We start from the raw sequence: 13,238 nt of genomic DNA, 5'->3' as shown, positions 1-13,238 counted from the left end.
CCCCCAAGAACACCTGCTGTAACCCTCTGCGTTAAGGAGCAAACGTGACCCTGATTTATGGCCATCGCGGCGCTAAAGGCGAAGCACCGGAAAATACCCTGACCAGCTTTCAGGAGTGCCTTAAACACGGCGTGCGCCGTTGCGAGCTCGACCTGCACCTGTCCAAGGACGGCGAGCTGATGGTGATCCACGACCCGACCCTGAAACGCACCACCGAACGCCGCGGCAAGGTAGTGGAGCACAGCGCAGCCGAACTGGTGACCTACGACGCGCGCAAGGGCGGCCCGGGCTGGATCAACCCCTGCCCCATTCCACGCCTGGAAGAGTTGTTCGAGAAGTGCGACTTCGACCACTGGCAACTGGAGGTCAAGAGCGCCTCCCGCACCCGCGCCGCCACCACCGTGCTGGCGATTCGCGAGATGGCCCAGCGCTTCGGCCTGCTGGACAAAGTCACCGTGACCTCAAGCTCCCGGGAAGTGCTCAAGGCGGCGGTCGACCTGACCCCCGACCTGTCCCGTGGGCTGGTCGCCGAATACGCCTGGCTCGACCCGTTGAAGGTCGCGCAAAGCTATGGCTGCGAGATTCTGGCGTTGAACTGGACGCTGTGCACCCCGGAGCGCCTGCAACGGGCGCAGCGCCAGGGCTTGCATGTGTCGGTATGGACCGTCAACGAACCCGCGCTGATGCGCAGGCTCGCCGACTTCGGCGTAGATAGCCTGATTACAGACTTTCCCGGTTTGGCCACTGCCACCCTCGAGAATTACTGAAATCGGTCTCCCCGGCCGGCTCAGGCCACCGGCCGGAGCCGCTCAAAAAAGCCGGTTGAGGCCGTCGTACGCCGCTACCCGATAGGCTTCAGCCATGGTCGGGTAGTTGAAGGTGGTGTTGACGAAGTACTTCAGGGTGTTGAGTTCGCCCGGCTGGCTCATGATGGCCTGGCCGATGTGTACGATCTCCGACGCCTGGTAACCGAAGCAGTGCACACCCAGTACTTCCAGGGTTTCACGGTGGAACAGGATCTTCAGCATGCCTTGCGGCTCGCCGGCAATCTGCGCCCGCGCCATGCTCTTGAAGAAGGCCTTGCCGACTTCGTAAGGCACCTTGGCCTGGGTCAGTTCCTGCTCGTTCTTACCGATCGAGCTGATCTCGGGAATGGTATAGATCCCGGTCGGCACGTCGTTGACGAAACGCCAGCTGCCGTTGTCGACGATGCTGCCCGCCGCCGAGCGACCCTGGTCATGGGCGGCACTGGCCAGGCTTGGCCAGCCGATCACGTCACCGGCGCCGTAGATGTTCGGGACGCAGGTGCGGTAGTTCTCGTCCACCTCGATCTGGCCCCGACTGTTGACCTTGACCCCGATGTTTTCCATGCCCAGCTTGTCGGTGTTGCCGGTCCGGCCGTTGCACCAGAGCAAGGCGTCGGCCTTGATCTTCTTACCGGACTTCAGGTGCAGGATCACGCCGTTGTCCAGGCCTTCAACGCGGTCGTATTCCTCGTTGTGGCGCACGGTGATGTTGTTGTTACTGAAGTGGTAGCTCAGGGCCTGGGAAATCTCCGAATCCAGGAAGCTGAGCAACTGGCCGCGGTTATCCACCAGCTCCACCAGCACCCCAAGGCCGCTGAAGATCGAAGCGTATTCGCAACCAATGACCCCGGCGCCGTAAACAATCAGTTTGCGCGGGGTGTGGCCGAGGCTGAGGATGGTGTCGCTATCGTAGATACGCGGGTGGTGGAAATCGATATCGGCCGGGCGATAAGGACGCGAACCGGTGGCGATGATGATGTGCTTGGCCACCAGCTTTTCCACTACACCGTTGGCGCAAACCACTTCAATGGTCTGCTCGTCGGCGAAGCTGCCGGTACCGAAGAACACATCGACCCGGTTGCGGGCGTAGTAACCGGTGCGCGAGGCCACCTGCTTGGAGATGACCTTCTCGGCGCTCTTGAGCACGTCCGGGAAGGAGAACCAGCGCGGCTCGCCAATGGCCCGGAACATCGGGTTGGTGTTGAACTGCATGATCTGGCGGACCGAGTGACGCAGGGCCTTGGACGGAATGGTACCCAGGTGGGTGCAGTTACCGCCGACCTGGCGACGGCTATCGACCATCGCCACTTTGCGTCCTGCTTTCGCGGCATTCATTGCCGCACCTTCTCCAGCGGGGCCTGAGCCCAGCACCACTACGTCGTAGTTGTAGACAGCCATGCGTACTCCTCAGAACAGGCCGAGGCACCCTTCTGGCGCCTCCGGCTAAATCATGCCGCGGCCAGCGGCATGAAGGATCAATTTGGCTCGGTCACGAACCCGGGCACAGTCTATAGAAGCGTCAACGCCGCGCACATTAACCCTTGGTCGCGTCGTAGGCTACTTTTGCCTTCACTACAGGCCGCACGGAGGCGCACAGAATCAGGGCCTTGGCCCGCCAAACAGGCGCTCGAAGGGTGGATTGCTGCGTGTGACGAAAGCTGTATCGGCACGAATCACAAAAAATGCTGCGATATCGTGCTTTTCTGCGTAATCCCAACCCTGCTCAGGGCCGAGAATCAGCAACAAGGTGGATAAGCCATCGGCCATCAGCGCCGAAGGATGAATCACCGTGACCGAGGCCAGGGCGTGGTTCACCGGCTTGCCGCTGCGGGCGTCGAAGGTGTGTGAATAGCGCTGGCCACCCTGTTCGAAGTAATGGCGATAATCCCCCGAGGTGGAGACGCCATAACCGTCCAGTTCGATGATCCGCTGCGCCACCTGCCGATCATCCCGAGGCTCCTCAAGGGCGATGCGCCAAGGCGCACCGTCGGGTTTCCTGCCGGCGGCCTTGAGTTCGCCGGTGGCTTCCACCAGGTAATTGGCGATCCCCATCTGCACCAGCCTGGCAGCGATTCGGTCCACGGCGTAGCCGGCGGCGATGCTGTTGAAGTCCACTTCCACCGCCGCATCCTTGCACAGCCGATCGCCGTCGATACGCAGATGGCCGTGCCCGACGCGCTGGTGCATCTCGGCCTGGGCCGCCGCACTCGGAACCTGTTCCTCGCGCCCTTGCGGACCAAAACCCCACAGGTTGAGCAACGGCTCGACCGTCAAATCGAAAGCGCCGGCGCTCTCCCGGGACAACCCCTCGCCCACCCGCACCAATTGCAGCACCGGCTCGGGCATCGCCTGGCAGCTGTTGGCCGGCAACCGATTAAAGACCTCGATCAGCGAATCGCTGCGGTAGGTGGATAACTGCTGGCCGACCTCGGCGAGGATCTTTTCCACCTCGCCCTGCACGTCGCCGGGAGCGGCCAACCCGGCCTCCCGGACGTAGCTGACCGAATAGTGGCTGCCCATGGTCGGGCCGCCGATCTGCTCCAGGGACGCGCCCTGGCCGCAGCCCCCGAGCAACACCGCCAGCCATGCGAGAACCGCCCCTCGCCACCCTTGCTCAACCACCAAGACCCGCTCTCCCGTACAGGGGCCGAAAGCCACGGCCCTGATGTTGCAACACTGGCCATTATGCGACAAACGGAAGCCGGCTCCGCCCCGCTATTTCGCCACTAACCGCTCTAACTCGCGCACTGGACCAATCACTAGGTAGCTAACGGTTTTTATTGCCTGAACGCTCCTCTACACATATTGTTACAAATATACTCCACCGTGCAGCCCTGCGCCGCAACGTTGCAGTGAGGACGAGTAACGACCATGGATTGCTAACAAGACAGCCAAAGTGAGTGAAAAAAATGTCCACGACCACGGGCAAAGGCAAGGCGATCTTTCGCGTTGTCAGCGGTAACTTCCTCGAAATGTTCGACTTCATGGTCTACGGCTTCTATGCCACGGCCATTGCCAAGGCCTACTTCCCGGCCGACAGCGCTTTCGCGTCGTTGATGCTGTCCCTGGCGACCTTCGGCTCCGGCTTCCTGATGCGCCCATTGGGGGCGATCTTCCTCGGTGCCTACATCGACCGCCACGGCCGGCGTCAGGGCCTGATCATCACCCTGATGCTGATGGCCGCCGGCACCGTGCTCATCGCCTGTGTGCCCGGCTACGCCACCCTGGGCGTCGCCGCACCGCTGCTGGTGCTGCTCGGGCGCCTTCTGCAAGGCTTTTCCGCAGGCGTTGAACTGGGCGGGGTTTCGGTCTATCTGGCAGAAATTTCCACCCCGGGTCGCAAAGGCTTTTTCGTCAGCTGGCAGTCCGCCAGCCAACAAGCGGCGGTGGTCTTCGCCGGGTTGCTGGGCGTGGGCCTGAACCATTGGTTGAGCCCCGAGCAAATGGGCGACTGGGGCTGGCGCGTGCCGTTCCTGGTGGGCTGCATGATCGTTCCGGCGATTTTCATGATTCGCCGTTCTCTGGAAGAAACCCCGGAGTTCGAAGCGCGTAAACATCGCCCTACCCTGCAGGAAATCATCCGCTCGATCGGTCAGAACTTCGGCATCGTCCTGGCTGGCATGGCCCTGGTGGTGATGACCACCGTGTCGTTCTACCTGATCACGGCCTACACCCCGACCTTCGGCAAGGCCGAATTGAACCTGTCGGACCTCGACGCGCTGCTGGTAACGGTGTGCATCGGCCTGTCGAACTTCTTCTGGCTGCCGGTGATGGGCGCCCTCTCCGACAAGATCGGGCGCAAGCCCTTGCTGCTGAGCGCAACCATCCTGGCGATCCTGACGGCCTACCCGGCCCTGTCCTGGCTGGTGGTCAACCCGAGCTTCAGCCACTTGCTGCTGGTGGAATTGTGGTTGTCCTTCCTCTATGGCTCGTACAACGGCGCCATGGTGGTGGCCCTCACCGAAATCATGCCAGTGGAAGTGCGCACCACCGGTTTCTCCCTGGCCTACAGCCTGGCGACCGCGACCTTTGGCGGCTTCACGCCGGCGGCCTGCACGTACCTGATCCACGTGTTGGATAACAAGGCCGCGCCCGGTATCTGGCTCAGCGGCGCAGCGGTGCTGGGGCTGATCGCCACCCTGGTGCTGTTCCGCGGCAACCGCCATGCGCTGCGCACCGCCCAGGCGGCCACCGTCAGCAACGCCTGACCAGCGTCTTCAGGGGCTGAGCCGTTGCGGCCCGGCCCCTGTCGTTCCGGCAACCTTCAGCGACTGACTCCAGCCGCCCCCCAGAGCCTTGTACAGGCTGACCTGATTGATCTCCCTCGCCAGCTCCATCTGTGACCATTTCTGCTGGGCCTCGAACAGCGAACGCTGGGCATCCATGGTGGAAAAATAACTGTCCAGGCCACCCTCGAAGCGCAGTCGCGACTGCCGATGGGCTTCCTGATAGTCACCGACCAGACGCTTCTGAAACGCGACCTGGGCAAGCATTTCCTGGCGTGCGTTCAACGCATCGGCGGCCTCACGAAAGGCGTTTTGCACCGTGGCTTCGTAAGCGGCAGCCTGCCCCTGGAAGCGCGCACGACTGGCATCCACCTGCGCCCGCCGCGCGCCCCCGTCGATCAGGGTCAGGGAGCCGGCCAAGGCCACCGACCAGAACTGCGCCGGCCCGCTCAGCAAGCGGGAAAAGTCGCCACTCAGGCTGCCCAGCGCCGAGGTCAGGGAGAACGTCGGAAAGTAAGCGCTACGAGCGGCACCGATGTCTGCATTGGCCGCGCGCAACAGCGCCTCGGCGGCCATGATGTCGGGCCGCCGCTCCAACAATGACGACGGCAAGCCGGCCGGCACATCGGCCGTGGCCAGGGACTCGCCGAGCAACCCTGTCGGCAGCAAGGCCGGCGGCACCGGCTGGCCCACCAGCACCCGCAACGCATTGAGGTTCTGCGCCACCTGCATGCGATAAGTATTGACCTGCACCGCCGCGGTGTTGGTTTGCGCATCCGCCTGGTGCACATCGATGCGGGCGCTGGAGCCCAGGTTGAAACTCTTGCGCAACAGCTCGCCGTAGCGGTTCTGCGCGTCATAGGTGTTTTGGGCCAGGTCCAGCAGGTTCTGGCTGGCCTTGAGGGTCAGCCAGGTGCTGGCAACTTCGCCGATCAACGCCAGGCGCGCCGTCTGATAGTCCGCTTCCGAGGCTTCGAAACGCGCCCCGGCGGCGTTGCTCTGGCTGCGAATGCGCCCGAACAGGTCCAACTCGTACGAGGTAAAACCCGCGCCGACCTGAAAGGTATTGGCGATGCTGCCGGCGCTGTCGCCACCGCCCGGGGTTCGTACCAGCGGCGGCAACTTGCTGCGCCCGGCATAACTGTCGATGCCGAGGGACGGAAACAACCCCGAGCGGGTCCCCGCGTACCCGGCCCGGGCCTCTTCCACACTGGCGGCGAACTGGCGCAAGCCACGGTTGTTATCCAGGGCCAACTCAATCAGCGAGCGCAGGCGCGGGTCGAGAATAAACCCATGCCAGTCCCGGTCGAACGCCTCCTTGGCGTTGCAACAGCTGTCGAGGGACGCCGCCGGCCATTGTTCGTCGATCGGCGCATCCGGTTTTTCATAGGTGGGCTCCAGGGAGCAGGCCGTCAAGAACAGCACGGACATCACGCAGGTCGAAGCAAGGCAAGTGTGCATGGTTCACCTCTAGAAACGCTGACCGAGCAAGGCACGCAACGGCGCCAGCAACGCGCCCCACACACCCCCTGTGAGATTGACCATCGGCGCCAGCGGTCGCCTGGCCGAGCGCCGCGCATGCACAACCGGCAACACGCTGGCGGGCACCGCCCGAGGCGCACGCGCAGGTATTGGCGCAGTGGCTTTTTCCCCAACCAGCGCCCGTCGCAACAAGGTGCCAAAGGCCTGGGCCGGCTCCGCCTTGCTGACCACATTGATGCTGGCATCACTGAACAGACGGGCAATCAAGCGTTGCCGCAAGCCCTCGTTCAACTCGACAAATCGCACGCCAAGCCGGTCACTGCCGTGATTGCGCATCACCTCAAACCCTAGCCAGCCGAGCTTGTTGATCCACAACTGGCCCTTGACGCCAGGCTTGATCGAACGAGCAAAGGCACAGGACAGCGAGGCCCCGCTCAGGGAAATATCCAGCAGGCGCCCAGGCAGGACTTTATCCGCCAGGCGCAAGCCCGTGGGCTTGTCGAAGGGGAACCGCTCCTCGCCGTGCAACCGCGGACGGTCCACGCAGGCCACCAGCGTGGCCAGGTTGTAGATCAGCGCCACCACGGTCCAGCACAGGTTGAACAGCATGTTGCCGTCGAAGGAAGCGGCCGTGCTGATGGCGATAAAGGCCCCGGCCTGGGCCAGCAGAGTCAGCGTCAGGAAAAAACCGAACAACTTCCAGTGGACAACGGTGTGGGTCCGGTCCAGGCCCTTGGCAGTGACCTTGAACGGCCGCCCGAACGGTCGCAGCAGCGCGCTGGCCAGGGTCGCGGTGACCGCCAGGGAGGCGACGATCTGCGTCACCTCGGTAAACACCGGCAACGTGCGCCGATCGGTGACCCAGGTGCCGTAGCCCCAGAAGGCGATCAACGCCGGCAGGCCATGGACCAGGAAATCCCCAGGCGTGGCATAGAACCCGGCGATGCCGAAGTACCAGTAGAGCACCGGCGACACCAGCATCATCAAGATGAACGGCTTGGAGAACCAGTGCATCAGGCCATGCAGGTAATGCAGTCGATCGTTCAGGCTGTAGCCCCGGCCGCGCAGCGGGCCGTCCTTGAGCAGCGCTACCTGGACAGTCCCCAGGCACCAGCGCGAGCGCTGGTTGATGTACTCGGTCAAGCCTTCGGCCGACAGGCCAATGGACAGCCGCTCATTGAGCCAGCGCGTCACGTAGCCTTGCTGCAACAAGCGGTAGGTGGTGTAGATGTCCTCACACACCGAACCGGTGGGAAAGCCGCCGATCTGGTTGATCAGGTCACGCCGCACCACAAATGACGTGCCCACACAAAACGCCGCATCCCAGCCATCCTTGGCCGGCTGAAAGACATCGAAGAACACCCGCTGCTCGTCCACCCAGCACATCGAGGAGCCGAGGTTGTGCTGGATCGGATCGGGGTTGTAGTAGAACTGCGGCGTCTGCACCAGGCCGACCCGAGGGTCATCGAACAACCCCAGGGTACGCATGAGTATCGGCTGCTGGGCGGCGAAGTCGGCATCCAGCACCAAGATGTACGGCGCATTGCTCAAGGCCGCGGACTGACGCAAGCCATTGTTCAGGTTACCGGCCTTGGCGTGGGTGTTGTCCGGGCGCCGAGCATAGTGCACGCCCACTTCGGCGCAGTAGTCGCGCAGCCAGTCGCGACGGGTATCGTCCAGCACCCAGAGGGTGAAATTCGGGTAGTCGATGGCCTGGGCGGCAATGATGGTTTTTTCCAGGATCTCCAGGCCTTCGTTATAGGTGGCGATAAACACATCCACCGCTGGCACCCCGCGCCCCGCCGCCCGCAAACGCTGCTCACCGGCATCGGCGGCGGCCCGATGATCAGAGCGGCAGAGCATCACCAGGATGGAAAACAGGGTGTATCCGATGGCCAGCATCTCGAAAAACACAAAGGCGTATGCCCACACCGTGGCAAAGCCAGAGCCGCTGTCGGGCAAGGTCTCGCGCACTCGCCACACGGCATAGTTGACCAGCAGCAACGCCGTCAGCGCGCCGAACCCGGCCCGCGCGCCCCATTGCTCGCGGCGGGTCAAGCAGCTGAAGAGCACCACTGCCGCCAGGGTCCAGGCGTTGATTTGCACAAGTTGCAGCGAGTCCAGTGCCTGCATGTCAGTCAGCCTCTCGTGATCCGGTAAACGGGTTGACACCGGTCGCGGCAATCGCCGCCCACGCCGTGGCACCCAGGTGAGGCAGGTGGTAATAGAAAAAGTCATTGCCGACAGAGTCCGGACCTATGGCCAGCCCGGTACCGATACGCGCTTGCGGTGTTGCAAACAGCCAGCCCTGGCTGGCCTGTTGCGCCAACAGCACCCGCCACAGCGGGCTGGCCTGGCCCTGCAGGCCACTGAGCCGCGCCACCGCCGCAGCCTGGGCGGTGCCCTCCGTCCACAGGCCGTCTGGGTCGCGGTTGAAGCCGTAGCCTTCGCCGAAACGATGGGCACGGTCGATAAACGCGAACACCCGGCGCCAGTCCTGCGGGGGCTCGGGCACCGCCAGCAGCGGCCAGATCTGCGCATCCAGGCCGGAGCGCAGACGATCGGAGGTTTGCCCATCTTCACCGGTGCCGATCAAAAAGCGGCCCTGGGTCTCGTCCCATTGGCTTTGCACAAACTGCCGGGCGATCTGCGCCTGAGCGCTGGCGTCAGCATCAGGCACCCACTGCGCCAAGGCGTGCCAGGCCGCCACCAGGTCGACATTGTGTTCAGTGGACTTCCAGCCCTGACGCACTTGCCGGGGAAAGTAGCCATACAAGCCACCACTAAACCCCGCCGGAGCCCGCGAGTCGTAGGTGTTCTGCCGCACCCAGTCCAGCAAGCGGCGCGCGGCCGCCAGGTAGCTCGGTTCACGGGTCTGGCGATAGGCCTCCAACAGCGCCAGCGCGCCCCAGGCCTGATTGCCGGTGGCGCTGCTGACCTGATAGGCATCCTGGCTCCAGGCATTGAGTTCGACGCTCCAGTACCCCGGCAAGCGCATCGCGGGCGTGGCCACGGGCCCCGAGGCATAGGCATTGCGCAGGCGCCCGTCCTGATATTCCGGGTCGTGCATCACCGCAAAGGCCAGGGCATCGGCAATCTGCCGCGCCGGCCCCGGCTTGCCGCACGCGAACAGGGCAATGCTGGCCAGAGCGTTGTCGTAGGTGAACGCCACCCCGCGCAACGCCAGGATCGAGGTCGGCGGCAGGTCCAGCGCAGGGTAGCTGGCCAGCAGCAGCGGCCCGTTGCCCTGGGCCTGCACCGCACTATCCAGGGCTGCGCAGGTCAGGTCCGCCAACTGCAGGCGCCCAGGTTCGGCCCAGCCGGCCCTGGTCATCGGCATCAGCAGCACCCCCGCGAGAACCGGCCAGATCAGGCGCCAGCTCATGGGCCCGATACCTCGGCGGACGCCCACAGCCCCGGCTTGCAGACCATCGCCCGCTGCGCCTCACTGAGGTCCTCGGCAAAGGTGCCGACCACGTAGACCGAATTCTGCTCGGCATAAGGAAACGGCACGCTGTAGGTGCCAGCCTGAATGTCCGAGGAGCTGGACAACAGTTGCGCCACCTTGGCCTTCAACGGCTCCGACAAGCCGCGAATCCGCACCGTGAGCACGCTGTCGCGGTCGATCTTGCTGGCCATGCGCTCGGGGAATACCGCAATCACATAGCTTTCCCCACAGTTGGTGGCACGCAGCAAGGTGGCGCCGGCACGCACCAAGGTGCCTTGGGGGGCCAGCAACTCCTGCACCGTGCCCGGCGCATAAGCCACCACGTCGTAACCGACCATCAGTTTCACCCGGGTGTTCTCGGCCTCGATCAAGGCGTCGAGCTGCTCCAGTTCCTGCTCCAGGGTCTCGCGGTTGCGCGCCTGGTTTTCGAGGCTCAATTTCAAGGTGACCATTTGCGCCCGCAGATCGAACATGCGCAGTTGGTCGGGGTCCAGGTAGACCTGCTGATTGGCCGCGTTCAGATCACCACTGCTGATGCCCAACTGCGAGCGAATCGACTCGGCGGCGCCTTGCAGCGAAGCCAGTTGGGCTTTCGACGAAGCCACCATCGCCCCGCTCACCGCACCCTGGCGGAACAGCTCGAGGTTGCGCTCCACTGTCTCCCGGGCGTCCTGCAAACGGGCGCTGGCGGCGCTGCTTTCGGCGCGCAGGGCTTTCTGGGTGTAGAGCTGGCGGGTGTGGAAAGCCGACTGGTACTCCAGGCTGGTTTTCTCCAGGGCCTGGTAGAACTGCTGGTCGTGCTCTGACTGGCTGCGTGATGAGGATAACTGCTGCTCAAGGCTCAGGCGGCGGGTGCGCAGGGTCAGCAGGGTTTCCTGATTGGCCCGCGGATTTTCCACCAGGGCGATGCTTTGCCCTCGGGTGAAGGCGCTGCCGGATTTGACGTTAAGGGCACTGACCACACCGTCGATGGGTGTCGTCAGCAAAATCACCGGCGCATTCAGGATCGCCCGGGTGGCCGAAGCCGATACCAGCGGCATCAACAGGGTGGACAGCAACAGCCAGAGAATAAAAGCCAGAACCCCCAACCCCACCAAGCGGGGCAACAGGGATAGCGAAAAGAACTTTGAGCCTGCTTGCACCATGTCTGACGCTCCCACTAAACCCATAAACACAGCCTGTGGTAGTTGCTCGCCAATGGCAGGCAACAACACTCCAGAACCGCACATGCATCAGGCAGGCGTTATCAGAAAAATAAAATCAATACACCAGACAACCCAAAACAGCCGTTGGCTTAGTGGTGATTCTTATGAGATGAGCAGGAATGAGATTCCCGTCTTTTTGGGGAGCTATATAAGGTCAGAACAGGCAAGTGCACTGTCTATGACATTCGTAAACTCAATACTGGCAGGAAGTAGGAAGTGCGCCTGATCAACAGAACAAGGCACATTGACATCTCTGTCCCGGGGCATGCCGGGCGTTGTCAGAGGCGACACTAAGTTCAGCCGCCAAGCAGTGTCAAGCACTGGCCACCGATCAAATTAATGGCGCCAATTAGATGCCGACATATAACCTGGATCCAACAAATAAACAAAACAACAGAACCGCGACAAGTACTTATTTTTAATCGGCGTTTTTTTATAAATACCCAATCGATATAAAGCAGCAACTGCGAAGTGGGTTCTGAGCAAACCATTTCCCAGATTAAAACGATATAAAACCCTCGCCAACGCTTCGCCTGTCCTGCATCACCGCAAAAAAAACGCCCCGACAAGTCGGGGCGTTTTCATAAGCGGCTAAGGCTTAGCGCGGGAACGCTGGCGGGTTTACACCGGCCATGTCTTCCATCACGCGAATCACCTGGCAGCTGTAACCGAACTCGTTGTCGTACCAGACGTACAGCACAACGCGGTTGTCTTGGGAGATGGTCGCTTCAGCGTCCACTACACCGGCGTGGCGCGAGCCAACGAAGTCGGTGGACACCACTTCCTGCGAGTTGACGAAGTCGATTTGCTTATGCAGATCGGAGTGCAGCGCCATGTAGCGCAGGTACTCGTTCATCTCTTCACGGGTGGCGGCTTTCTCAAGGTTCAGGTTGAGAATGGCCATCGACACGTTCGGCGTCGGAACACGGATCGCGTTACCGGTCAGCTTGCCGGCCAGCTCAGGCAGGGCCTTGGCAGCAGCGGTGGCAGCACCGGTCTCGGTGATTACCATGTTCAGCGCAGCGGAACGACCACGGCGATCGCCTTTGTGGAAGTTGTCGATCAGGTTCTGGTCGTTGGTGTACGAGTGAACGGTTTCAACGTGGCCGTTGATGATGCCGAACTTGTCGTTGACGGCCTTGAGCACCGGCACGATGGCGTTGGTGGTGCAGGACGCCGCGGAAACGATCTTATCGTCAGCGGTGATTTCGGCGTGGTTAATGCCGTGAACGATGTTCTTCAGCTTGCCTTTGCCGGGAGCGGTCAGCACCACGCGATCGATACCCGGGCAGGCTAAGTGCTGGCCCAGGCCGTCGGCGTCACGCCATACACCGGTGTTGTCCACCAGCAACGCGTTCTTGATCCCGTATTGGGTGTAATCCACCTCGGTCGGGTTCTTCGCGTAGATCACCTGGATCAGGTTGCCGTTGGCGGTGATGGTGTTGTTTTCTTCATCGATAGTGATGGTGCCGTTGAACGAACCGTGCACCGAGTCGCGACGCAGCAGGCTGGCGCGCTTGGTCAGGTCGTTGTCGGCGCCTTTGCGCACCACGATGGCACGCAGACGCAGGCCGTCGCCGCCACCGGTTTTTTCGATCAGGATGCGCGCCAGCAGACGGCCGATACGACCGAAGCCGTAGAGCACAACGTCGGTGCCTTTGCGTGCGGAAGCGTTTTGCTGGCCAACCACGTCAGCCATTTCTTCGCGGACGAACTGCTCGGCGGTGCGGCCGTTGCCTTCGTTGCGGAATTTGAACGCCAACTTGCCCAAATCTACCGAAGCCGCGCCGAGCTTGAGCTCGCTCATGGCTTTGAGCAGTGGGAATGTTTCGTGGACGGAGAGTTCGCTGTCGTCGGCGGAACGGTGGCGAGCAAAGCGGTGAGCTTTGAGAATCGCGATGACAGACTGGTTGATCAGGCTGCGGCCATAGATCGAGCTGACCACATTGTTATTGCGGTACAGCTGACCGATAAGCGGAATCATCGCTTCTGCGAGTGCTTCACGGTCGATCCATTCACCAAGACACTGGTCGGGCTTCTGAGTCACGGGAACCTTCCACATGTAGGGGCA

General features: G+C 62.3%; 9 protein-coding genes. 2 read left to right on the top strand and 7 right to left on the bottom strand.

The window, feature by feature from the left end:
- The first annotated feature begins 44 nt into the window (after positions 1 to 44).
- Complete coding sequence (locus tag M1B34_RS20305) at positions 45 to 767, top strand: glycerophosphodiester phosphodiesterase (RefSeq protein ID WP_123330715.1); 723 nt, start codon at positions 45 to 47, stop codon at positions 765 to 767.
- A gap of 42 nt (positions 768 to 809) precedes the next feature.
- Here the strand turns inward: M1B34_RS20305 and sthA are convergent, their stop codons facing one another.
- Together sthA and M1B34_RS20295 are read right to left on the bottom strand one after the other, a co-directional pair.
- Positions 810 to 2,204, bottom strand: a complete 1,395-nt coding sequence (gene sthA / locus M1B34_RS20300; protein ID WP_078471222.1) for a Si-specific NAD(P)(+) transhydrogenase — start codon at positions 2,202 to 2,204, stop codon at positions 810 to 812.
- A gap of 201 nt (positions 2,205 to 2,405) precedes the next feature.
- Entirely contained in the window at positions 2,406 to 3,383 is a 978-nt protein-coding gene (locus M1B34_RS20295; RefSeq protein WP_341870554.1) for an FAD:protein FMN transferase, read from the bottom strand.
- A 332-nt stretch (positions 3,384 to 3,715) separates the two neighbouring features.
- Here M1B34_RS20295 and tcuC point away from each other — a divergent pair, with 332 nt between their 5' ends.
- On the top strand, positions 3,716 to 5,014 hold the full coding sequence (gene tcuC, locus M1B34_RS20290; RefSeq protein ID WP_268266064.1) for an MFS transporter: 1,299 nt from the start codon (positions 3,716 to 3,718) through the stop codon (positions 5,012 to 5,014).
- Positions 5,015 to 5,023: 9 nt separating this feature from the next.
- Here the strand turns inward: tcuC and M1B34_RS20285 are convergent, their stop codons facing one another.
- The 5 genes from M1B34_RS20285 to M1B34_RS20265 all read right to left on the bottom strand — a co-directional run bounded on the left by M1B34_RS20285 (position 5,024) and on the right by M1B34_RS20265 (position 13,229).
- Positions 5,024 to 6,493, bottom strand: coding sequence for an efflux transporter outer membrane subunit (locus tag M1B34_RS20285; RefSeq protein ID WP_268263048.1), 1,470 nt, complete (start codon positions 6,491 to 6,493; stop codon positions 5,024 to 5,026).
- Between the two features lie 9 nt (positions 6,494 to 6,502).
- Positions 6,503 to 8,647 carry a glycosyltransferase family 2 protein gene (locus tag M1B34_RS20280; RefSeq protein WP_268263047.1) on the bottom strand — a complete coding sequence of 715 codons (2,145 nt, stop codon included), beginning with the start codon at positions 8,645 to 8,647 and terminating at the stop codon, positions 6,503 to 6,505.
- A 1-nt stretch (position 8,648) separates the two neighbouring features.
- Positions 8,649 to 9,899, bottom strand: a complete 1,251-nt coding sequence (locus M1B34_RS20275) for a hypothetical protein (RefSeq protein WP_268266063.1) — start codon at positions 9,897 to 9,899, stop codon at positions 8,649 to 8,651.
- On the bottom strand, positions 9,896 to 11,107 hold the full coding sequence (locus M1B34_RS20270) for an HlyD family secretion protein (protein ID WP_268263045.1): 1,212 nt from the start codon (positions 11,105 to 11,107) through the stop codon (positions 9,896 to 9,898). Before M1B34_RS20270 ends, M1B34_RS20275 begins: the two co-directional genes overlap by 4 nt.
- Positions 11,108 to 11,765: 658 nt before the next feature.
- Positions 11,766 to 13,229 carry a glyceraldehyde-3-phosphate dehydrogenase gene (locus M1B34_RS20265; RefSeq protein ID WP_123330703.1) on the bottom strand — a complete coding sequence of 488 codons (1,464 nt, stop codon included), beginning with the start codon at positions 13,227 to 13,229 and terminating at the stop codon, positions 11,766 to 11,768.
- Between the last annotated feature and the right edge of the window lie 9 nt (positions 13,230 to 13,238).

The sequence above is a fragment of the Pseudomonas morbosilactucae genome, assembly GCF_023241715.1.
Taxonomy (GTDB): domain Bacteria; phylum Pseudomonadota; class Gammaproteobacteria; order Pseudomonadales; family Pseudomonadaceae; genus Aquipseudomonas; species Aquipseudomonas morbosilactucae.
This window is presented reverse-complemented; position numbering and strand designations above follow the sequence as displayed.